Origin of the sequence: Mesorhizobium sp. C432A, from assembly GCF_030323145.1 — a bacterium.
Classification (GTDB): Bacteria; Pseudomonadota; Alphaproteobacteria; order Rhizobiales; family Rhizobiaceae; genus Mesorhizobium.
Genome location: NZ_CP100470.1, coordinates 5,088,742 through 5,108,433, shown reverse-complemented (window position 1 = coordinate 5,108,433; position 19,692 = coordinate 5,088,742). Strand labels below are relative to the sequence as shown.

General features: G+C 64.1%; 19 protein-coding genes and 1 pseudogene. 8 read left to right on the top strand and 12 right to left on the bottom strand.

The window, feature by feature from the left end; translation table 11 throughout:
- Window positions 1-12: 12 nt before the first annotated feature.
- From NLY33_RS25100 to NLY33_RS25090, 3 genes are all read right to left on the bottom strand, one after another.
- Complete coding sequence (locus NLY33_RS25100) at window positions 13-1,017, bottom strand: zinc-dependent alcohol dehydrogenase family protein (RefSeq protein WP_023708699.1); 1,005 nt, start codon at window positions 1,015-1,017, stop codon at window positions 13-15.
- A 48-nt stretch (window positions 1,018-1,065) separates the two neighbouring features.
- Window positions 1,066-1,338 (bottom strand): hypothetical protein, encoded by a 273-nt coding sequence (locus tag NLY33_RS25095; RefSeq protein WP_023695475.1) that lies wholly within the window; start codon window positions 1,336-1,338, stop codon window positions 1,066-1,068.
- A gap of 86 nt (window positions 1,339-1,424) precedes the next feature.
- A complete protein-coding gene (locus NLY33_RS25090) occupies window positions 1,425-2,177 on the bottom strand; it encodes a DUF899 domain-containing protein (protein ID WP_023695474.1) in 753 nt (250 codons plus the stop codon).
- A 389-nt stretch (window positions 2,178-2,566) separates the two neighbouring features.
- Here NLY33_RS25090 and NLY33_RS25085 point away from each other — a divergent pair, with 389 nt between their 5' ends.
- Both NLY33_RS25085 and NLY33_RS25080 read left to right on the top strand, forming a co-directional pair.
- Window positions 2,567-3,787 (top strand): hypothetical protein, encoded by a 1,221-nt coding sequence (locus tag NLY33_RS25085; protein WP_023685490.1) that lies wholly within the window; start codon window positions 2,567-2,569, stop codon window positions 3,785-3,787.
- 29 nt (window positions 3,788-3,816) lie between these two features.
- Window positions 3,817-4,449 (top strand): Vgb family protein, encoded by a 633-nt coding sequence (locus NLY33_RS25080; RefSeq protein WP_023742416.1) that lies wholly within the window; start codon window positions 3,817-3,819, stop codon window positions 4,447-4,449.
- Between the two features lie 52 nt (window positions 4,450-4,501).
- Here NLY33_RS25080 and NLY33_RS25075 read toward each other — a convergent pair whose 3' ends face one another.
- The gene (locus NLY33_RS25075) at window positions 4,502-4,807 is read right to left on the bottom strand and encodes a hypothetical protein (RefSeq protein ID WP_023689804.1); all 306 of its coding nucleotides are present in this window, start codon (window positions 4,805-4,807) and stop codon (window positions 4,502-4,504) included.
- Window positions 4,808-5,091: 284 nt separating this feature from the next.
- On the opposite strand from NLY33_RS25075, the gene NLY33_RS25065 reads away from it, so the two are divergent.
- Window positions 5,092-5,436, top strand: coding sequence for a PQ-loop domain-containing transporter (locus NLY33_RS25065; RefSeq protein ID WP_023673886.1), 345 nt, complete (start codon window positions 5,092-5,094; stop codon window positions 5,434-5,436).
- Window positions 5,437-5,473: 37 nt separating this feature from the next.
- Here the strand turns inward: NLY33_RS25065 and NLY33_RS25060 are convergent.
- Window positions 5,474-6,203, bottom strand: a pseudogene (locus NLY33_RS25060) (DUF2270 domain-containing protein).
- 238 nt (window positions 6,204-6,441) lie between these two features.
- Here NLY33_RS25060 and NLY33_RS25055 point away from each other — a divergent pair.
- A complete protein-coding gene (locus NLY33_RS25055; protein WP_023708704.1) occupies window positions 6,442-8,736 on the top strand; it encodes a cation:proton antiporter domain-containing protein in 2,295 nt (764 codons plus the stop codon).
- A 30-nt stretch (window positions 8,737-8,766) separates the two neighbouring features.
- Here NLY33_RS25055 and NLY33_RS25050 read toward each other — a convergent pair whose 3' ends face one another.
- On the bottom strand, window positions 8,767-9,975 hold the full coding sequence (locus NLY33_RS25050; protein WP_023708705.1) for an MFS transporter: 1,209 nt from the start codon (window positions 9,973-9,975) through the stop codon (window positions 8,767-8,769).
- A 247-nt stretch (window positions 9,976-10,222) separates the two neighbouring features.
- Between NLY33_RS25050 and NLY33_RS25045 the strand changes: the two genes are divergently transcribed.
- The gene (locus tag NLY33_RS25045; protein WP_156932640.1) at window positions 10,223-10,651 is read left to right on the top strand and encodes a VOC family protein; all 429 of its coding nucleotides are present in this window, start codon (window positions 10,223-10,225) and stop codon (window positions 10,649-10,651) included.
- 95 nt (window positions 10,652-10,746) lie between these two features.
- Here the strand turns inward: NLY33_RS25045 and NLY33_RS25040 are convergent, their stop codons facing one another.
- Window positions 10,747-11,334: a dihydrofolate reductase family protein gene (locus NLY33_RS25040; protein WP_023673464.1), complete on the bottom strand. Its 588-nt coding sequence runs from the start codon at window positions 11,332-11,334 to the stop codon at window positions 10,747-10,749.
- Between the two features lie 137 nt (window positions 11,335-11,471).
- On the opposite strand from NLY33_RS25040, the gene NLY33_RS25035 reads away from it, so the two are divergent.
- Together NLY33_RS25035 and NLY33_RS25030 are read left to right on the top strand one after the other, a co-directional pair.
- Complete coding sequence (locus NLY33_RS25035) at window positions 11,472-11,888, top strand: winged helix-turn-helix transcriptional regulator (protein WP_023708707.1); 417 nt, start codon at window positions 11,472-11,474, stop codon at window positions 11,886-11,888.
- 455 nt (window positions 11,889-12,343) lie between these two features.
- Complete coding sequence (locus tag NLY33_RS25030) at window positions 12,344-13,447, top strand: flavin-containing monooxygenase (protein WP_023708708.1); 1,104 nt, start codon at window positions 12,344-12,346, stop codon at window positions 13,445-13,447.
- Here the strand turns inward: NLY33_RS25030 and gcvA are convergent.
- The gene (gene gcvA / locus NLY33_RS25025; protein WP_023708709.1) at window positions 13,366-14,367 is read right to left on the bottom strand and encodes a transcriptional regulator GcvA; all 1,002 of its coding nucleotides are present in this window, start codon (window positions 14,365-14,367) and stop codon (window positions 13,366-13,368) included. The two genes, NLY33_RS25030 and gcvA, sit on opposite strands and share 82 nt — an antisense overlap.
- Window positions 14,368-14,498: 131 nt before the next feature.
- Here gcvA and NLY33_RS25020 point away from each other — a divergent pair, with 131 nt between their 5' ends.
- Window positions 14,499-15,203, top strand: coding sequence for an SDR family oxidoreductase (locus NLY33_RS25020; RefSeq protein WP_023673468.1), 705 nt, complete (start codon window positions 14,499-14,501; stop codon window positions 15,201-15,203).
- A 31-nt stretch (window positions 15,204-15,234) separates the two neighbouring features.
- On the opposite strand, the gene NLY33_RS25015 is transcribed toward NLY33_RS25020, so the two are convergent.
- From NLY33_RS25015 to NLY33_RS25000, 4 genes are all read right to left on the bottom strand, one after another.
- Window positions 15,235-16,137: a carbohydrate ABC transporter permease gene (locus NLY33_RS25015; protein WP_023708711.1), complete on the bottom strand. Its 903-nt coding sequence runs from the start codon at window positions 16,135-16,137 to the stop codon at window positions 15,235-15,237.
- 1 nt (window position 16,138) lies between these two features.
- Window positions 16,139-17,038: a carbohydrate ABC transporter permease gene (locus NLY33_RS25010; protein WP_373432851.1), complete on the bottom strand. Its 900-nt coding sequence runs from the start codon at window positions 17,036-17,038 to the stop codon at window positions 16,139-16,141.
- A gap of 140 nt (window positions 17,039-17,178) precedes the next feature.
- The gene (locus NLY33_RS25005) at window positions 17,179-18,504 is read right to left on the bottom strand and encodes an ABC transporter substrate-binding protein (RefSeq protein WP_023705117.1); all 1,326 of its coding nucleotides are present in this window, start codon (window positions 18,502-18,504) and stop codon (window positions 17,179-17,181) included.
- 39 nt (window positions 18,505-18,543) lie between these two features.
- The gene (locus NLY33_RS25000) at window positions 18,544-19,629 is read right to left on the bottom strand and encodes an ABC transporter ATP-binding protein (protein ID WP_023705116.1); all 1,086 of its coding nucleotides are present in this window, start codon (window positions 19,627-19,629) and stop codon (window positions 18,544-18,546) included.
- Window positions 19,630-19,692: the final 63 nt, after the last annotated feature.

Below are 19,692 nucleotides of genomic sequence, written 5' to 3'. Positions count from 1 at the left end.
CGATCGCAGGATCTAAAGCTCGAGGCAGACCTTGCCGAAATGCCTTTGCGCTTCGTAGTGCCTGAAGGCGGCGGCGATATCCTGCAGTGGAAAGCTGCTGTCGATGACAGGCTTCAGGCGGTTGACCTCTATCGCACGGATCATGTCCTGCTGGTCGGCTTTGCTGCCGATGGAAATTCCGCTGATGCGGATCTGGTTTGAAAACAGCGCCGGGATTGAAACTTCTGCTGCAAAGCCGGTCAGGACGCCGATGAGTGCGATATGCCCGCCTGTCCGGCAGGCCGCTATCGACTGCGCCAGCGTCGCCGGTCCGCCGACCTCGATCACATGATCGACGCCGCGTCCGTCCGTCAGTTCCCTGGCCCTGCCGCCCCACTGCGGCACCGCCTTGTAGTTGATGACGCTGTCGGCCCCGAGTCGTCTGAGCTTCTCCAGCTTCCCTTCATCGGACGAGGTGGCGATGACCCTTGCGCCGGCGGCCTTGGCAAATTGCAGCGCAAACAATGACACGCTGCCGGTGCCAAGGATCAGCACCGTGTCGCCGGGCTTTACCTTGCCGCATGTCACCAGCCCGCGCCAGGCGGTGACGCCCGTGCAGGTCAGCGTTGCCGCCTCGAGATGCGTATAGCCCGCCGGCGCCCTGGTGAATGCGTGCGCCGGCATGCACACATACTCGCTGGCGAAGCCGTCGAAACTGTCTCCGGGAATGTCGCGGCTTGTATCGGATCTCATGTCGCCGGCCAGCCACCAGGGGTAGAAAACACTGACGACGCTGTCGCCCGGCTTGAACGTGTCGACGCCGTCGCCGATGGCGATCACCTCGCCGGCGCCATCCGACAGCGGCACGCGGCCGTCGGCGAGCGGCACCTTGCCTTGTACGGCGAAATCGTCGCGCATGTTCAGCGCGCAGGCGCGAATCCTGACCAGCATTTCGCCCGGCCCAGGCCGGGGCTGATCCTCCTCGACCAGGTCGAGCTTGTCCAACCCGCCCGGCGCTCTCAGCCTGACCAGCTTCATTGTCTCTCTCCGACGTAAAGAGCGATAGAATGGCGGCGGCGGTCCAGCCTATCGCCGGACCGGCCGGCCGGAAATCACGCGCAGCCAGGGCGCCAGATGGACGGCGCTCATCAAGAGATACATCACCGGCATGCCGGTGAGCGGGGAGGCATCGGCCCCCAGGCACGACATGACGCCGTCGCCAGCGTGAATGCAGGTGAGCAGCGCCATCACGGCGAAAACAGGGGCCGCGGCGAGGCATAGCCACTCGGCGGTGCGGAGAGAAACTGCATCGGAGCGTTGAGGGACCTCACTGCCGGTGCCTGTGCCGATATCGCTCATGGTCATAATCCCTTGATGATCAATGCCCGGCTTTCCTGTCCCGTGAGGGACAGGAAACCAAGCTGGATGGGCGCCGCTCCAGGTCCTTACTTGCCGTCCTTGTTGCGGAACGCGGCTTCGCCGGCCGCCGACACTTCCTCCCACGTCTTGTCGGGTGCGGCGTCGTAATTGTCGTGCCAGTTCCACCAGCTGTAGAGCTCGGTCTGCGGATAGCCTTCGGGCGAATCCTCCCAGATTTCCTGGCGGCCGAGCGGCGTTGCGTCGAGGTAGCTCCAGACCGTGCCCATCTGCTCGTCGCCGCGGTTGTTGATGAAGTAGGTGCGATACACTTTCTTGCCGTCCTGGATGAACACGTTGTGGCCGTGCCATTCGTCGACGCCGAAATCCTTGTCAAAACTGTCGGTGATTGTGTACCAGGGCATCTCCCAACCCATCCGCTGCTTCAAGCTGGCAATGTCGGCCTGCGGCGCGCGGGAGGCATAGGCAAGCGTGGTGTTGCGGGCGTTGAGATGGGCGAGATGGCCGACCTGGTCGGCGCCGAGCGAACAGCCGCGGCAGGCATGTTCGGGCCAGCCGTGGACGCCGGGTTCGTAGAAGGCGCGGTAGACGATCAACTGGCGCCGGCCCTCGAACAAATCGAGCAGGCTCGCTTTGCCGTTGGGACCTTCAAACACATAGGCCTTGTCTACTTCCATCCATGGCATGCGCCGGCGCTCGGCCGACAGCGCGTCCCTGGCGCGCATCGTTGCCTTTTCCTTCACCAGCATCTTTTCGCGCTCGGCTTCCCATTCTTGCCTTGAAACGACCGGTGGGGTCTTCATTGCCACGTGCTTGGTCATTGCTTGTTTCCTTTGCCAGTTGTTGAGCCGTTGTGGCTTGTCGTTGCCTGTTGATCGTGAGGCAGGCTAGGGCCGCGAGGCGGCGAGGGCGGAGTTACAAATGTGACGGCATTTGCAGGCGGGCCACCGCAGCAGGGGTGGCGAGGCCGCACGGTGGGCTCGAAGTCCTCGGAAGCAGGCATGGTCGGTTTTTCCTTATTGAGAAGCTTAACACGACTGTCTGAGATGCTCAGGCTAGCGAATGCGAATATTGCCGTCAACGCAGGCCTGGGCGTCTTCAACCAGTCCAGATGGCTAGGTCGCCGTCCGCGGCTTGCTGCTTGGCGGTGGTGACTTAAGTTAGGGCCGATAAGGGGAGCGGTGGGAGTTACAAATGTGACGGGATTTGCATGGACTCGCTGATCACCGCGGCAGGGCTGGCGCTGGCGGCGGGCAATCCGCTGGCGGCACTCGACCGCGTCGCCTTGCGCGAGGATGCCCCGGCGCTGGCGTTGCGCGGCATTGCCATGGCGCAGCTCGGCGATTTCGATCGCGCCAAAGTACTGTTGCGTAGGGCCGGCCGTGCCTTCGGTCCAAAGGAGGCGGTGGCGCGCGCCAGGTGCGTTGTCGCCGAAGCCGAGATCGCACTTGTTTCGCGTGATCTCGGCTGGCCGTCCAAGGCGCTCGACGCGGCGCGGTCGACATTGGAAAAGCATGGCGACCGGCTGAACGCGGCGCATGCCGGGCATCTCAAAGTGCGCCGCCTGCTGCTGATCGGCCGCCTCGACGAGGCTGAAGACGTGCTGGCTGGGCTCGATCCGTCGCCGCTTCCGCCGGCCTCACGCGCCGCGCATGAACTCGCGGTTGCCGGCATCGCCATGCGGCGCCTGAAGACGAAGGCCGCGCGCGCAGCCCTTGAGTGGGCGCGCCATGCCGCCCGCCGGGCCGGCATTCCGGGTCTCATGGCGGAGGTCGACAGCGCCTTCCTGGCGCTGGAGACGCCGGCGGCGCGGCTGATCGCAGGCGGCGAGGAGCATCCGCTGTTGCTCGAAGAGGTCGAGGCGCTGCAGGCGTCGCGCGCGCTGGTCGTCGATACGTTCCGCTATATCGTGCACAAGCAGGAAACAACGATCTCGCTGGCAACGCGGCCGGTGCTGTTTGCGCTGGCGCGCGCGCTTGCCGAAGCCTGGCCGGCGGATGTGCCGAGGGCGACGCTGATTGCCCGCGCCTTTGGCGGCCGGCATGCCGATGAATCGCATCGCGCCAGGCTGCGGGTCGAGATCGGCCGGCTGCGCGCCGAATTGCGGCCGCTGGCGGGCATCGGCGCGACCAGCCAGGGCTTTGCGCTAAAGCCGCGCGAAGCAGGCTCCGTGGCGGTGCTGGCGCGGCCGATCGAGGAGCGGCACGCCGCGGTGCTGGCCTTCCTGGCCGATGGTGAATCCTGGGCCAGCTCGGCGTTGGCGCTGGCGCTGGGCGCCGGACAGCGCAGCGTACAGCGGGCGCTCGAGCAGTTGGCCGAGACCGGCAAAGTGCAGTCCTTCGGCCACGGCCGGGCGCGGCGCTGGATGACGCCCCCGGTCGCTGGTTTCACGACCACCTTGTTACTCCCGTCGCCGCTGCCGAACGGCTAGGAAAGGTGACCATGATCGAGGACCAGGACATGAAACATTCAGCAGCGGAAATCCTGCGCGAATACGGGCCCTTTCCTGATGTCGACACCGTGCACGGCGTGAGCTTCGACGGACAGAATGTCTGGTTTGCGACGGGCGAGCGGCTGACCGCCTTCGATCCGGCAAGCGGCGAGACGCTGCGCTCGATCGATGTCGCGGCACATGCCGGCACCGCCTATGACGGCCGGCATCTGTTCCAGCTCGCCGGGGACCGCATCCAGAAGATCGACCCCGATACCGGCAAGGTGCTCTCCACCATCCCGGCGCCCGGCGGCGGCCGCGATTCCGGCATGACCTGGGCCGAGGGCACGCTCTGGGTGGGGCAGAACCGGGAGCGCAAGATCCACCAGATCGATCCCGAGACCGGGAAAATCCTGCGCACCATCGACTCAAACCGCTTCGTCACCGGAGTCACCTGGGTCGATGGCGAGCTCTGGCACGGCACCTGGGAAGGCGACCAGAGCGATGTCCGGCGCGTCGATCCGCAAACTGGCAAGGTGCTGGAACGGCTCGACATGCCGGCGGGGGCGGGCGTTTCCGGGCTCGAATCCGACGGCGGCGACCGCTTCTTTTGCGGCAGCGGCCCCGGCGGCATGGTGCGATCGGTGCGTCGGCCGAAGTAAGGCCGTCAAGTATTGGGCCGGCAGCGTATTTCCTACGGTCATCCCGCCGAGATCATATCCCGGAGCCGTCGAGCAGCGGGACGTCTTCGCCTTGCCACGGACTTGGCATTGAAGCCCGGCTCAGATTGGCCGTCGGCAGCGGCATCCAGCATTTCAACTCCGGTTCGGGGTATTCGATCACCCGTCCTGGCGACGAATCGGAAGAGCGCCAGCCCTCCGTGCCGAACTGGTCGGCGCGCGACCAGTAAGCGAGGTCGACCTCGGCCGGCCCCTGCTCCGATGGCCTGACCGTGACCAGGATGCGGCTGCCGTCCTTGGGCGCGCTCGCCATGTGCCGCCAGCGATCGGGTTCGTCCATTCTCATGTCCTCCTGCACGTTGCAGGGATAGTCGCCGCGCTCTTGGCAGCGGTCAACCCGAACTTTGCCCAAGCACGAGATCTGTTTAGTACTCCCGCGCCGTCGGCCGAAACTGGATCTGGTTCATGTCGACCTCGTCGGGCTGGCTCACGGCGAACGCCCACATGGCGAAAGAATCCGGGTGCCGGGCCGCAACAAGAAAATCGAAGCCGGCATGTGAACGGGCTCACATGCCGCCACTGCAAGGAACGCTATGGGACGTCCGGCCATGACAGGGGTTTCGGATGACACTTGCTGATCTGTCTTTTTATCTCTTCACTATTTTCAATGGCTTGCGCGTGGTGTCCTACCTGCCGCAGATCGTGCGGGTGGCCCGGGACAGGCACGGGGCGTCGGCGATTTCCTACGCGACCTGGCTGTTGTGGACAGGCGCCAACGCCACGACGGGACTCTACGCCCACATCAATCTGAACGATCCCGCGCTGGCGGCGATCAACTGGCTGAACGCCGTATGCTGCGTGCTGGTCATCGCGCTCACCGCCTACAAGCGCCATCGCGCACGGCTTCCGGTTGAGGAAGCCGCAAGCCGGTCGGAAGCGACCGCTCTGATGGTCGACAATGTCTGCTGAAGATCACCGCGGCAGATTGCGCTTTTCGAGGCCGCTCTCAGACATGCACGGTGCCATGCGAAAGCTCGCCCTCGTCGCTTGAGATGAGGAAAGCGGCTGCGAGTAGGCCGACATAGAACAGCCCGACCATGCACACGACATAGATGCCTGGAACCGGGCCGAGCTGCGCCACGCGCGCGGCGTCGAGAAATGACGCGCCCAAGCCTATCGGCGACCCTTCGCGCTGCAGACTGGGCGTCGTGATCTTCAGCACCCACGCCAGCATCAGGATCGTGTACATGAAAATGTAGTTGCGGCGCAGCCGGCGCACCAACGCCGCGTTGCGAGATCAGGAAGCGCGGCGAACGCAGGCCTTCGCCGACGATGGCCAGCCAGTTGGAGGCGTAGTCGGGCTGCGGCGAGAAGATCTGCGCGAAATAATAGCGCTCGAACTGGCGCACCCTGGCCCGGTAGACATCGAAGAAACGATAGCGCCGCGCCTCGATCCATAGCAGCAGCGTGGTCAGCAGCATGGCAAAGAGCAGCACCCCGTGATGGGCGCTGGGCGTCGAGAGTGAGACTGAGAGCATGGCGGCGACGACAGTAATCGCCCAGTTGCTGGTACGGTCCAGCCGGTCGCGCCAGCCGGCCATGCGGGCGATTTCGGCGCGGTGGAAATGCGACATGGTGGCCACGAATTCCGATGAGGTGAGCTTCAGCGCGAACGCATCAGAGGCCCGCGGCGCTGCAGCCGCTTCGTCGGTTTTCACGGTCTTGACCTGGGACATCCCTTGCCACGCGCCTCCCAACGCCATGGCCGGCCGAAACGACGCCGGTCATCCCCATCTGCGCAACGCGCAATCGGTTGAAAATGTTCCGTCGCCGGCCCGGGTCTCGGCGGTTTATCCGCAGTCAGATAGGCCCGTTATGCGATTCAGGTAAGGAGGAACCTGCGGCGCGCCAAGGGAGCGTGGCGTGCAACCGATCTCGCCCGCAAACGTTATACCGGGCACAATGAGGGGGTGCATGTCCTTCGTGGTCAACCGGCGCCGGTCGGTCGCGCTTGCCGTGGCAGCTTTGGCATTCATGCCGGCCGCATCGTTGGCAGCCGAAAAGACCGGCATGTCCAGCGAGGGCATTTTCGTTCTCGAAATCCTCCTTCTGCTTCTCGTCGGCCGCGGCATCGGCGAGTTGCTGGAGCGTCTCGGCCAGCCGGCGGTGATGGGTCAGCTCATCGGCGGCATCCTGCTCGGGCCATCGCTGCTCGGCTGGCTATTGCCGGAAGCAGAACGCGTGATCTTTTCAGGCGACGCCACCCAAAAGAGCATGATCAGCGCCATCGCCCAGCTCGGCGTGTTGATGCTTCTGTTGCTCACCGGGATGGAGACGGATCTGCGGCTGGTGCGCAGGGTCGGCCGTGCGTGCTTTTCCATCTCCGCCGCGGGCGTCGCCGTGCCTTTCGCGCTCGGCTTCACCGCCGCGCAGTTCATGCCGGCCTCGCTGCTGGCCGACGGAACCGAGCGCATTGTCGCCGGTCTCTTCCTCGGCACGGCGCTGTCGATCTCCTCGGTCAAGATCGTCGCCATGGTGGTGCGCGAGATGAACTTCATGCGCCGCGATCTCGGTCAGACCATCGTCTCGTCGGCCATCATCGAGGACACGATCGGCTGGGTGATCATCGCCATCACCATCGGCATCGCCACCAAGGGGCGCATCGAGCTCGGCAGCCTTGCCTTCACCATTGTCGGCGTCGCCGCCTTCATGGGGTTTTCCTTCACGATTGGCCGCCGCATCGTCTTCGACGCCATCCGCTGGACCAACGATACGTTCCGCAGCGAATACGCCGTCGTCACCGTCATTCTCGCCATCATGGGCGCAATGGCGCTGATCACCGATCTGATCGGCGTCCACACCGTGCTCGGCGCCTTCGTCGCCGGCATACTGGTTGGGGAATCGCCGATCCTGTCGCGTCATATCGAAGGGCAATTGCGCGGCGTCATCATGGCGCTGTTCATGCCGGTTTTCTTCGGCGTCGCCGGCCTTTCGGCGGATCTCACAGTGCTTGTCGACCACGAGCTTGCGCTACTCACGGCCGCTTTGGTGCTGATCGCCAGCTTCGGCAAATTCGCCGGCGCCTTCATCGGCGCCGAGCTTGCCGGCATGAGCCGCAAGGAAGGCATCGCCGTCGGTTGCGGCATGAACGCGCGCGGCTCGACCGAAGTCATCGTCGCCTCTATTGGCCTGTCGATCGGCGTTCTGTCGCACAATCTTTTCACCATGATCGTGACCATGGCCGTCATCACCACGCTCGCCATGCCGCCGACCTTGCGTTGGGCACTCGGCCGCTTGCCGATGGGCGAGAACGAGAAGAAGCGTCTGGAGCGCGAGGAGATCGACCAACGCGGCTTCATCGCCAATCTGGAACGACTGCTGGTGGTGACCGATGAGGGCGTTGTCGGCCGCTTTGCTGCTTACCTCGCAGGAGTCGTGGGCGCCGGCAGGCCGACGACGGTGCTGCATGCCCGAGGCGAGGGGGAGGAGGCCGAGCCCGGCACGGATGCGAAGCTCGAGCCGATCGAAAAGGGTGCCGAGGACAGCCGCGAGGCCGCCAGGAGTTCGGACGAGGAGCTGGCCGGCGCGGCGCCTGTCACGCGGCGCCACGAGGCCGAGCTTTCGGCCGAAACGGTTGCCAAGGAGGCGCGCAAAGGCTATGGGCTGCTGCTGATCGGGCTCGGCCGCGCGGTCACGTCGAAAGGTGGGTTTGCCCGCCGCATCAACGAGATCGCCGGCGCCTTCGAGGGCCCGCTATGCCTGGTGCTGAAGGCGACCGGCGCCGGCCGCCAGATGCCAAGGCTAGGACCTGAAGGCGGGAAGATTCTGGTTCCGGTCAACGGCACCGCGATCGCCCGCCGGGGTGCCGAAATGGCGCTGGCGATTGCAGCGGTCACGGGTGCGCGGGTCAAGATACTTTATGTCGCGCGCGTCGGCCGCGACGAACCGCGCGACACTGTCTCGCATCGCCGCAGGGAGGCGGTGCTGAAGGATACCGTCGCACTAGCCGACCGCTATGGCGTCGAGATCGAGACGGCCATCCGCAGCCGGGCCGCCGCCGCCGATGCCATTGCCCGCCAGGCCGGCAGGGGGGCGGCGCTGATCGTCATGGGCGTGGCGCGGCGCCCTGGCGAGGAACTCTTCTTCGGCGAGACGACCACCGGCGTGCTGCAGCGCTGCCAATGCCCGGTGGTGCTGATCTCGGACGCCAGGCTCAGCCGCGACGACGAGGGCAGGGAAGAGCTGCGCTCGGGAACGGGGACAGGGTGATGAGTATTTCCCCTCGAGGGGAAATTTCGCTCATGCCGCCTGCAGCCTCTCTCGGCCGGGCTGCGGCGGGAAGGCGATGGCGATGCCGGCAGCACCGAGGCCGATCAGCGCCGAGCCGATGAACAGCCAGGAATAGCTGGCATAGGCGTCGAAGATCATGCCGCCGGCGAGCGGGCCGAACGACATGCCGAGGCTGGACAACAGGGTCGCGGCGCCAAGTATCGTGCCGATGATGCGTGGCCCGAAATAGTCGCGCGCCAGAACCGCATAGAGCGGCATGACGCCGCCATATGTGGCGCCGAAGATGATCGCCAGGAGATAGAACTGCTCGAGATTGCCGACGGCGAGATAGGCGGCGATCACCACCGCCTGGATGGCGAGGCCCACGATCAGCACCGGCTTGGCGCCCAACCTGTCGCCGAGCACGCCGTAGAGCACGCGCCCGCCAAGGCCGGCAAGGCCCTCGACGCTGTAGATCGACACGGCTGCCATCGGCGCCACGCCGCACGACATGGCATAGCTCACCATGTGGAAGATCGGCCCCGAATGCGCCGCGCAACAGGCGAAGAAGGTCATGCCCAGCACCAGGAATTGCGGCGAGCGCAGCGCCTGGCCGACTGACATGCCGGGGGCCGCGGCAGGCGCGGGCGCGCTGCCATCCGCTGCCGCGACCGCCGCCGACGGCTGGCGCACCAGGAAGACGGCCGGCAGCAACAGCACCCAGGCCATGATCCCGATGTCGAACATGGCGGTACGCCAGTCATAGGCCGTGATCAGCCAGCGCGCGAAGGGCGAAATGGTCATCGGCGCCACGCCCATGCCGGCCGAGACCAGCGACACGGCCAGGCTGCGATGGGTCTCGAACCAGGCGGTGGTCAGCGCGATCATCGGCGCGAAGAAGGCGCTGGCCGCCAGCCCGACGATGACGCCATAGCTCAGCTGGAAGACCAGCAGCGATTGGGCTCGGCTCGCCACCACCAGCGACAGGCCGAGCAGCACCGCGCCGGCAAAAACCACCGGGCGGGCGCCGACACGGTCATAGATGGCGCCCCAGGCGAAACCGCCTGCACCCATCACCAAGAAATTCAGCGTCATGGCGCTGGAAATGCCGGTTCGCGACCAGTTGGTGTCGAGCGCCATCGGCTCGAGAAAGATCGCCAGCGAAAACATCGCGCCGAGCGCCACACAGGTCATCAGCGCGCCGCACGCGACGATCACCCAACGGTAGGAACTGTTCATGCTCTTCTCCCGAGATCGGTTTCGATGCGGCGCCACTCGCTCCAGCTCCGTTGCGCCGCTTGCGTCCGAAGGACGTTGGCGGGATTTCGAATCCGACAATCCGGTTGCATTTTTTATCCGGTCTGCGTGGAAGTCCATCCGGATATGACAAAAGCAGGGGTGTAAGGCTGCCAAGCGCGCCGACAAGATAGACTGCCGAATTGACGAGCCGCTCCGCGGCACTAGCTTTGTGGTCTCGCGACGGGAGATATCGCTCATGGAACTGCATCGCGGCCGCCTCATCGACCACGTCCAGCTGGTGGTCAGGGACCTCAAGGCGAGCCGGCGCTTCTATGAAGCCGTCTTCAAGGTGCTCGGCATTCCGATCGGCGGCGAGGCCGAGGACTATTTCTGGGCCGACGAGCTGTTCATCTCAAGCCTCGACAGCCGGGCGGCGAGGGGACAGCTGACCGGGCGCCATCATCTGGCCCTCCAGGCCAGGGACAAGGCCATGGTCGATGCGTTCTACAAGGCCGGCCTCGATGCCGGCGGCGCCGACAATGGCGCGCCGGGTGAGCGGCCCTACCACCCCGGCTACTACGCCGCCTTCCTGCTCGACGCCGACGGCAACAACATCGAGGCGGTGTTTCACGGGCCGGCAAAGCGAAGTGCCGCTTCGGTCGAGATCAATTTCTAGCGCAGGTTCACGAGGAGCGGGTTGCGGTGATCCGTCCGGAGTTCTCGTAAAAACAAAGAGTTGAAGCGGTCCACGGATTCAATCGCTGAACTACTTCACATTGCCGGCGCGTAGCGGTTCACCACCATTCCGCAGGCATAGGCTTTAGAGCCGAGCAGGCGCAATTTCAGGAAGCCGCCACAGTCGAAAATCCGCTCGCCGTCGCCCAGCGCGGCCGGATTGATGAACAGCTGGAACTCATCGACCAGTCCCGCTGCAATCAGGGCCGAGGCAAAGCCGGCGCCGCCGAATACCGCCATGTCGCCTTCACCTTCAGCTTTCAGCGCCTTGACCTCGCGCGGCAGGTCGCCGCTGGCAAGCGTCGTGCGCTCCCACCGCGATGCCGCGAGCTTGTCGCTCAGCACCACCTTGCGCGCCTCGACGATGCGCTGCGCAAAGGCGTAGAAGGGATCGCGCGGATAGTTTTTTGCCGCATTGCCCCAATGGGTTAGATAGCCTTCTTCGGCCATCTTGCGGCTGAGCAGAATGGTATCGATGCCGGCGAACACCGCGTTGAAATCCTGCTTCAAGTCGTCGTCCCACGGGCAGTTGGCGCCCCATTCCCAGAGCTGCCAGTGCTCATCGCCGGCCGCGCCGACAAAACCGTCGACCGACATCTGCATCTGCAGGATCAGTTTTCTCATCGTCGTTCTCCTGATTGAGCTCTGGTGTCACCAGCGCCAGGTCAGGCGGCGTTGGTGATCGCTTTACTTTCGGAACCATTGACATGAGAGAAAAATGATGTCAATAGTAAAGTGATTTAGAAATGGAAGCATTGAGAATGTCGACCAGGGAAAGATCCGGCTGCCCCATCAGCCTGTCGCTCGAATTGCTCGGTGACCGCTGGACGCTGCTGATCATCCGCGACATGATTTTCGCGGGAAAAAGGCACTTCCGGGAGTTTCTGCTATCAGGCGAAGGCATCTCGTCGCGCACGCTGGCCGAGCGGCTGCAGACCTTGCAGGATGAGGGCATTGTCACCAGAAGCGACGACCCCACGCACAAGCTCAAGGCGATCTATAAGCTGACCGAGGCGGGCATCGACCTGTTGCCGGTGCTGGCGACGCTCGGCGCCTGGGGCAGCAAATACCGCACCGCCGATGACAAGCTGGCAAGGATCGCCGATGAATTGGCGACGGGCGGCGAGGCAGGCCTGGAGCAGATAAAGAAGAAGCTGCGCGCCGAGCATATCGGCTAGGGAGCAACGCCAGCCCTCCCTTCGGGCCGATGGCGGGCTACATCGACACGACGTCGCGCAGCCTCACCCTTCCCATCCCGCAAATCGCTGTGGCCGGAGCCATGTCTGCTTCGGATTGCCATCGCCCGAACCACGGCCTCTTCCAGCCAGCGCGCGATGGCGGGGGCGGCATGCATGCCGATTGGCCCATGCCGCCATGCACGTAGAGCTCTTCGACCGCGGTGCGGCCGGCGACAGGCAGCCCGTCCGACAGCATGGGCGATTGCCGGGATAGACATTCGTCACCGGGGGTGAGCCGAGACCGGACAGGATGCGCAGCGTGCGCGCCGCGATGCGAAGGCGTCTCGGCGCTAGCGCGCCGATCCACCTTCTCCAACAAGGGGAGAAGGTGAGGCGCGCCTTGTCCCGCCTGCGCTTCTACGCGTAGCCTAAGGAGCTAGCGGGAGGAGAATCGCTTGGACACCACTGTCGTTATTGTCGGCGCCGGGCCCGCCGGCCTTGCGGTCGGTGCCTGCCTGAAGCGGGCAGGAGTGGATTTCATCCTGCTCGAAAAATCGCAGGAGATCGCGCCCGCCTGGCGGCGGCACTATCGGCGGCTGCATCTGCATACGGTCAAGTCGTTCTCGTCGCTGCCGTTCCTGCCCTTTCCCAAAAATTATCCGCGCTACGTGCCGCGCGAAATGGTGGTCCGCTATCTCGACGACTACGCGGAAAAATTCGATCTGCGCCCGCGCTTCGGCGTGACGGTGAAAGCCATTCGCCTCGGGGACGGCGGTTTTCTGGTCGAGACAGGATCGGACAACATCAAGGCGCGCCATGTCGTCATCGCCAGCGGTAACAATGCCGAGCCGATCGTCCCCCGGCTCCCTGCTATCGAGGCTTTCAAGGGCGAGGTGCTGCACAGCGCCGACTATACGCAAGCGGCGCCCTTTGCCGGCCGCTCCGTGCTGATCGTCGGCATGGGCAACACCGGCGCCGAGATCGCGCTCGACTTGGCGGAAAGTGGCGCGCGTCCGACCATTTCGGTGCGCAAGGGCGTCCACATCGTGCCGCGCCAGCTGTTCGGCGTGCCGATCCAGATGGTCGGCATCGCCAGCCGGCCGATGCCGCAGGCGCTGAACGACTGGATGTTCCCGATCATCCTCGATTTCGCGCTGGGCAAGCTCGAGAAATACGGCATCGTCAGGCCGAAGCAGGGCATCCTGCAGCAGATCGACGAAGTCGGCCGCATCCCGGTCATCGACGTCGGCACGGTCGACGCCATCACCAAAGGCGCCATCAAGATCGCACCCGACATAGCGGGCTTCACCGAGCGCGGCGCTGCGTTCACCGACGGCAGGCAGGAAAATTTCGACGCCGTCATCCTCGCCACCGGCTATCGCCCGGGCTACGAAAAGTTTCTGCCCGTGGAATTGCAGCCGGAGCGCAGTGGCGTCAACGCCCGCGCCTCTCAACTCGGCCTCTACCTCGTCGGCTTCTACAATCCGGTCACCGGTCTGCTACGAGAAATCGGCAGGGAGGCGAAGGCGGTGGCGGCCGACATTGCGCGGCGGCGGTAAAAGGGGAGATCGGCTATCCATGACAGCCGCGCCGCATCGCCCTCATCCAGCAGCCATCGCCGCACGGCTTGCGTCGGTTCTGGGTGCCGTTGCTTGCGCGGCATCACGACATAGAAATCGTGCGTCCCACGCATCTCCGCGTTGATCGGCTGCACCAGCCGGCCGGCGGCAATGTCGGCGGATACGAGAAACCGGCTGGCCAGCGCGATGCCCTGGCCGGCAATGGCGGCGTCGATCGCGAGGCCTGTCTGGTTGAAGCGCATGCGTTTGGCCTCGGTGGCCATCCTCAGGCCGAGTACTCTCTCCATGAATTCCGGCCACAGATTGTGCGCGTCGTGCAGCAGGACGTGATGCTGGATATCGGCCGCCGCGATCTCGTTCGCGCCGGTCGGCAGCAGGGCAGGGCTGCAGATGGCGATGATCTGCTGTGGAAACAAAAGATCCACCATCAGGCCGGCGCCGGAGGGCAGGCGGCCTTGCCTGACCGCAATGTCGACGCCATCGGCCTGAAAACTCGACAGGCTTTCGCTGGCCAGGATTCGCAAATCGACCAGCGGGTTGTGCGCGACGAACTCCGGCAGTTTGGGGATCAGCCATTTGGTGGCAAAGCTCGGCGTGACGCTGATCGTCAGCCGCGCCGGTTCGGGCCGCAGCAGCAAGGTGGCCTCCGAGATCAGCTCGAAGGCGCGGCGGATGTTGGGCATATAGGCGCGGCCCTCATCGGTCAGCGCCAGGCCGCGCGGCAGCCGGTCGAAGAGTTTTGTGCCGAGATCGGCCTCCAGCCCGCGTATATGCTGCGCCACCGCCCCTTGCGTCACGTTCAGCTCTTCGGCGGCGATGCGGAAGTTGAGATGACGCGCGGCGGCTTCGAAGGCACGCAGCGCATTCAATGGTGGCAGGCTCAGGAAGGCTTCAGGCATGCAGGAGTTTTTCTACAGCTTGATTTCAGGCTTTCTGGTTCGAACCAGATGGCAAAACCGTTTATAGCATTGCTCGAAGGTCGGAAACATGTGCTTCAGAGTCCCGCCAGCCCGTGCGAAGGAAAATCGAGATGAGTGTAGAAAAAGTAGCAGTCGTCGTCGCGGGTGGCAGCGGTATGGGCGCGGCGGCGGCCAAGCGGCTGGCGGCGGACGGGTTCAAGGTCGCGATCCTGTCGTCCTCCGGTAAGGGCGAGGCTCTGGCCAAGGAGCTTGGCGGCCTCGGCGTCACCGGCTCCAACCAGTCGAATGACGATCTGCAGCGGCTCGCCGATCTGACGCTCGAGCGCTTCGGCCGCATCGACGTGCTGGTCAACAGCGGCGGCCACGGGCCACGCGCGCCGATCCTCGAAATCACCGACGAGCAGTGGCACACCGGTCTCGACGTCTATCTGATGAACGTCATCCGGCCGGTGCGCATCGTGGCGCCGCAGATGGTCAAGCAGAGGGCTGGCGCCATCATCAACATCTCGACCGCCTGGGTGGTCGAGCCGAGCCCGATGTTCCCGACATCCGCCGTGTTCCGCGCCGGGCTTGCCGCCTACACCAAGATCTTCGCCAACACCTACGCCGCCGACAATGTGCGCATGAACAATGTGCTGCCCGGCTGGATCGACAGCCTGCCGGCCACCGAGGAGCGCCGCGACAGCGTGCCGATGCAGCGCTACGGCACGTCGGAGGAGATCGCCGCGACCATCGCCTTCCTCGCTTCCGAAGGTGCGGGCTACATCACCGGCCAGAACATCCGCGTCGACGGCGGCATCATCGGCGCGATCTGACCGCGCCGGTCGCCTTGCGTGAGCCGGCGCGTCACTCCTTCACCGCGCCGGTCATCGACGAGACATAGTGCTCGACGAAGAACGAATAGAGCACCACCACCGGAAGCGAGCCGATCAGCGCTCCCGCCATCAGCGCCCCCCATTCGTAGACGTCGGAGCGCACCAACTCGGTCAGCACACCCACCGGCACGGTCTTGTTTTCCGAGGACTGGATGAATGTCAGCGCGTAGATGAACTCGTTCCATGACAGGGTGAAGGCGAATATGCCGGCGGAGATCAGGCCCGGCACCGAGAGCGGCAGCACGATTTTGGTGAGGATCTGCCACCGGCTCGCTCCGTCTATCAGCGCGCATTCTTCCAGTTCGAACGGGATGGAGCGGAAGTAACCCATCAACAGCCACGTGCAGAACGGCACCAGGAAGGTTGGATAGGTAAGGATGAGCGCGAAGGGCGTGTCGTAGAGCCCGAGGTTGAACACCATTACCGACAGCGGAATGAACAGGATCGAGGGCGGCACCAGATAGGCGAGGAAGATGCCGAGGCCGACCTGCCGCGCCCCGGAAAACCGCAGCCGCTCGATCGCATAGGCGGCGAACACAGACGCCAGCAGCGACAGGAAAGTAGCGGCGGTCGAGATGATGATCGTGTTGAGCAGCCAGCCCGGATAGGAGGTCTCGAACAGGAGATAGCGGATATGCTCCAATGTCGGATGCACCACCCAGAACGGATTGAACTGCGCATAGTCGGTCATCTCGAAATTGGGCTTAACCGCCGTGATCGTCATCCAGTAAAACGGAAACAACAGCACGAAGACGAACACCAGCAGCGGCAGATAGACCGTCACCACGCGGCGCGGCAGGCTCTGCAGGTAGCCCATGCCGCCTTCGTCGATATCCCCACGTTTCGCCTTCCTTGTCGCGGCCGTCTTGACCATGTCAGTCTCCGCCGCCTTGTTGCCATTTGCGGCGTTGCAGGCCGAAATAGCTGAACAGGATCGCCGCCAGCAGGAACGGGATCATGGCCACCGCGATGGCCGCGCCCTCGCCAAGCTGGCCGCCGGAAATGCCGCGCTGGAAAGACAATGTCGCCATCAGATGCGTGGCATTCACCGGTCCGCCCCGGGTCAGCACGTAGATCAGCTGGAAATCGGTGAAAGTGAACAGCACCGAGAAGGTCATGGTGATGGCGATGATCGGCGTCAGCAGCGGCAGAGTCACATAACGAAACAACTGCCAGCGACTGGCGCCGTCGAGCGTGGCCGCCTCGTAGAGCGACTGCGGAATGGTCTGCAGGCCGGCGAGCAGCGTGATGGCGACGAAAGGAATGCCGCGCCAGACGTTGGCGGCGATAACCGAAGCGCGCGCATTCTCCGGATCGCCGAGGAAATTGATGCGGTGGTCGATCAGGCCCATTTGCTGCAGCGCCCAGGACAGGATGGAGAACTGCGAATCGTAGATCCACCAGAAGGCGATGGCTGACAGTACAGTGGGCACCACCCAGGGCAGCAGGACTATCGCGCGGAAGAACGATTTGAACGGCAGGTTTTCATTGAGGATGAGCGCCAGCCACAGGCCGAGCACGAACTTCAGGATCGAGGCGCTGACCGTGTAGAGCAGCGTGTTGAAGACGGAGAGCCAGAAGACGTTGTCATTCCAAAGGTACTGATAATTCTCGACGCCGATGAAGATGCCGGGGCGGCCGATCCGGGCATCGGTGAAACCGAGCCAGACGCCCAGCCCGAGCGGATAGGTCAGGAAGACCAGCAGCAGCGCCGCCGCCGGCAGCATGAAGCCGAAGCCCAGCGCGTTGCGGCTTTCGGAGATCCGCGAAAGCATCGACGGACGCGGCTGGGCGGCAACGGACGGCACGGCCATGGAGGGCTCCTCATCGGGGAATCAGGTCACGGCGTCAACGGCCGCCATGGGATTGTGCGACGGGCCGGGCAGCGCACTAGACGCGCCCGGCGGTGCCGTGATCAAACGCGGTAGTAGCGGTTGGCGCGCTTCTCCGCCTCCTCCATCGCCTCCTGCGGCGTCGCCTGGCCGGTCACCGCCTTGGCAAACATGTCGACCAGGACATAGTCGGCCATGGTCGCCGCCGAGGCATAGCCGAGCGGCCCGGCATAGCCGTTGGGGCGCAGCGTCGCCGAGGCCTTGGCATAGGCGGCATTGTTCGGGTCGGCCGTCCACACCGGATTGTTGTCGAAGGCCTTCAGCGTCTGGCAGCAATAGCCCGCCGAGGAGGTGATCCAGTCGGTCATCTGCGGATCCTCGAACATGAACTGCAGATAGGCCTTGGCCGCATTGGGGTGGGGCGTGTAGTTGAAGATGACGGCGGTGGTCACCTGGAACAGTTCGACCGATTTCCCGACGGGACCGATCGGCAGGTTGGTGGTGCGGATGTCCTTGGCGATCTCAGCCAGCTTCGGATCGTTGTCCTTGTTGATCTTGGCCGTATTGTAGGCGGAAATGCCGTTGGCGATGACGCCGAGTTCGCCGGCCAGGAAGGCGCGGTTGTTATTGACGTCGAGCCAGCTTTCGGTCCCGGGAATGAAGGTCTTGTAGAGTTCCTGCGCGTATCCGATCGCCTTTAGCGTCTCGGGGCTGTTGATCGCCACCTTGCCGCTCTCGTCGACCATCTGGCCGCCATGGCTCCACAGCAGCCAGTGCGCGTAATTGTTGCCGTCGCCGACGCCGTGGCCGTGCGTGAAGCCGGCCGGATGTCCCTTCGCCTGCAACGCCTTGCAAAGCTCGAGGAAGCCTGCCGTATCCTTCGGAAATTCGGAGAAGCCGGCCTCCTTCACCCAGCTTTCGCGATAGACGATGGCATTGCCGATCGTGGCCAGCGGCAGGCCGACGAACTTGCCGTCCCGCGTCGCATATTGCTTTGGTCCGTCGTGCCAGCCGCCATATTTCGAGCCCAGATACTCGCCGAGCTCGGTCACGTCGTGCAGCTTGTCGGGATATTGATGCGGGTCGTCGAACCAGACGAACATCAGGTCCGGGCCGGAACCGACATTGGCGGCGACCGCTGCCTTGGGGCGAATGTCCTCCCAGCTTTCCTTGTCGACACGAACCTCGACACCTGTCGCCTCGGTGAAGCGCTTGGTGTTGGCCAGCCATTGATCCTCATCGCCCTTGACGAAGGGCGACCAGCGCAGCAGCCGCAGCTTTGCGCCTTCCTCGGGCTTGTATTTCAAGCCCTCCTGGGCAAAAGCCGGCGAGCCGACGAACCGGCTTCCCAGAGCTCCCGCCGCGGCACCTGCGGTCGTGCGGATTACATCGCGTCTCGTGAATTTCATGGTCGTCTCCTCCGGTTTATCTTCCTTGCTATGCGGTCCTTACCATCCGTTACGCGTTTCAAATCGTGTTCCGGTCTTGCCGTCAAAGAGATGAATCAGGCCAGGCGCGGCAGTGAGCCGTATGGTTTCGCCCGGTGTGAAGGCATGGCGTTCGCGGAAATTGGCGACGATCTCGTCGCCGCCGGCGGTGCGGCCGATGATCTGCACTTCCGACCCGGTCGGCTCGACCACCGCGACGGTGACTGGAATGCCTTGGTCTGACGATAGCCGCAAATGCTCGGGCCGTATTCCCAGCACCACCGGATGACCGTTGCCAACGGCCGGCGCGCCGGCCAGCGGCACGGAAATTCCCCCGGCGCCGCGAAAGGACGGAGACCCGTCGGTGACGATCTCGCCCTTGATCAGGTTCATGGCGGGCGAGCCGATGAAACTGGCGACGAAGAGATTGTTTGGCCTGTCGTAGAGCTCCAGCGGCGGTCCGATCTGTTCGACGATGCCGTCATGCATGACGACGATCTTGTCCGCCATGGTCATGGCCTCGATCTGGTCGTGGGTGACATAGACTGTGGTCGTCTTGAGCCGCTGGTGCAGTTCCTTGATCTCGGCGCGCATCTGCACCCTGAGCTTGGCGTCGAGATTGGAGAGCGGTTCGTCGAACAGGAAAACCTGTGGATCGCGCACGATCGCCCGGCCCATGGCGACGCGCTGGCGCTGGCCGCCGGAAAGCTGGCGCGGATATCGCGTCAGCAATGGCACCAGCCCGAGGATTTCGGCGGCGCGCTGAATGCTGGTAGCGCAATCGGCCTTCGAAACACCTTTGAGCATGAGCGAGAACGCCATGTTCTCCGCGACCGTCATGTGCGGGTAGAGCGCGTAGTTCTGGAACACCATGGCAACGTCGCGCTCTTTCGGCGCAACGTTGTTAACGACCCGATCCCCGATCGCGATCTCGCCCCGAGAAATCTTTTCCAGGCCGGCGATCATCCTGAGAAGGGTCGATTTTCCGCAACCCGACGGGCCGACCAGCGTGACGAATTCGCCGTCGTCGATATCCACACTGACGCCGTGCAGGACCTCGACGGTCCCGAACGATTTGTAAACGTCGCCGATCGCGACAGACGCCATCGATCTCCTCCCGAATGCTTCTTGCGACGCCCCGAAGGAAACCGCTCCTCTCCCGCCTCGCGA

What these genes read in the sequence shown, in the direction of transcription:
- NLY33_RS25080 (WP_023742416.1), top strand. Translation starts at nt 3,817, where the DNA reads ATGAAACATTCAGCAGCGGAAATCCTGCGCGAATACGGGCCCTTTCCT.
- NLY33_RS25020 (WP_023673468.1), top strand. Translation starts at nt 14,499, where the DNA reads ATGAGTGTAGAAAAAGTAGCAGTCGTCGTCGCGGGTGGCAGCGGTATG.
- NLY33_RS25055 (WP_023708704.1), top strand. Translation starts at nt 6,442, where the DNA reads ATGTCCTTCGTGGTCAACCGGCGCCGGTCGGTCGCGCTTGCCGTGGCA.
- NLY33_RS25040 (WP_023673464.1), bottom strand. Translation starts at nt 11,334, where the DNA reads ATGAGAAAACTGATCCTGCAGATGCAGATGTCGGTCGACGGTTTTGTC.
- NLY33_RS25035 (WP_023708707.1), top strand. Translation starts at nt 11,472, where the DNA reads ATGTCGACCAGGGAAAGATCCGGCTGCCCCATCAGCCTGTCGCTCGAA.
- NLY33_RS25050 (WP_023708705.1), bottom strand. Translation starts at nt 9,975, where the DNA reads ATGAACAGTTCCTACCGTTGGGTGATCGTCGCGTGCGGCGCGCTGATG.
- NLY33_RS25100 (WP_023708699.1), bottom strand. Translation starts at nt 1,017, where the DNA reads ATGAAGCTGGTCAGGCTGAGAGCGCCGGGCGGGTTGGACAAGCTCGAC.
- NLY33_RS25090 (WP_023695474.1), bottom strand. Translation starts at nt 2,177, where the DNA reads ATGACCAAGCACGTGGCAATGAAGACCCCACCGGTCGTTTCAAGGCAA.
- NLY33_RS25000 (WP_023705116.1), bottom strand. Translation starts at nt 19,629, where the DNA reads ATGGCGTCTGTCGCGATCGGCGACGTTTACAAATCGTTCGGGACCGTC.
- NLY33_RS25095 (WP_023695475.1), bottom strand. Translation starts at nt 1,338, where the DNA reads ATGAGCGATATCGGCACAGGCACCGGCAGTGAGGTCCCTCAACGCTCC.
- NLY33_RS25015 (WP_023708711.1), bottom strand. Translation starts at nt 16,137, where the DNA reads ATGGTCAAGACGGCCGCGACAAGGAAGGCGAAACGTGGGGATATCGAC.
- gcvA (WP_023708709.1), bottom strand. Translation starts at nt 14,367, where the DNA reads ATGCCTGAAGCCTTCCTGAGCCTGCCACCATTGAATGCGCTGCGTGCC.
- NLY33_RS25010 (WP_373432851.1), bottom strand. Translation starts at nt 17,038, where the DNA reads ATGCTTTCGCGGATCTCCGAAAGCCGCAACGCGCTGGGCTTCGGCTTC.
- NLY33_RS25065 (WP_023673886.1), top strand. Translation starts at nt 5,092, where the DNA reads ATGACACTTGCTGATCTGTCTTTTTATCTCTTCACTATTTTCAATGGC.
- NLY33_RS25005 (WP_023705117.1), bottom strand. Translation starts at nt 18,504, where the DNA reads ATGAAATTCACGAGACGCGATGTAATCCGCACGACCGCAGGTGCCGCG.
- NLY33_RS25075 (WP_023689804.1), bottom strand. Translation starts at nt 4,807, where the DNA reads ATGGACGAACCCGATCGCTGGCGGCACATGGCGAGCGCGCCCAAGGAC.
- NLY33_RS25085 (WP_023685490.1), top strand. Translation starts at nt 2,567, where the DNA reads ATGGACTCGCTGATCACCGCGGCAGGGCTGGCGCTGGCGGCGGGCAAT.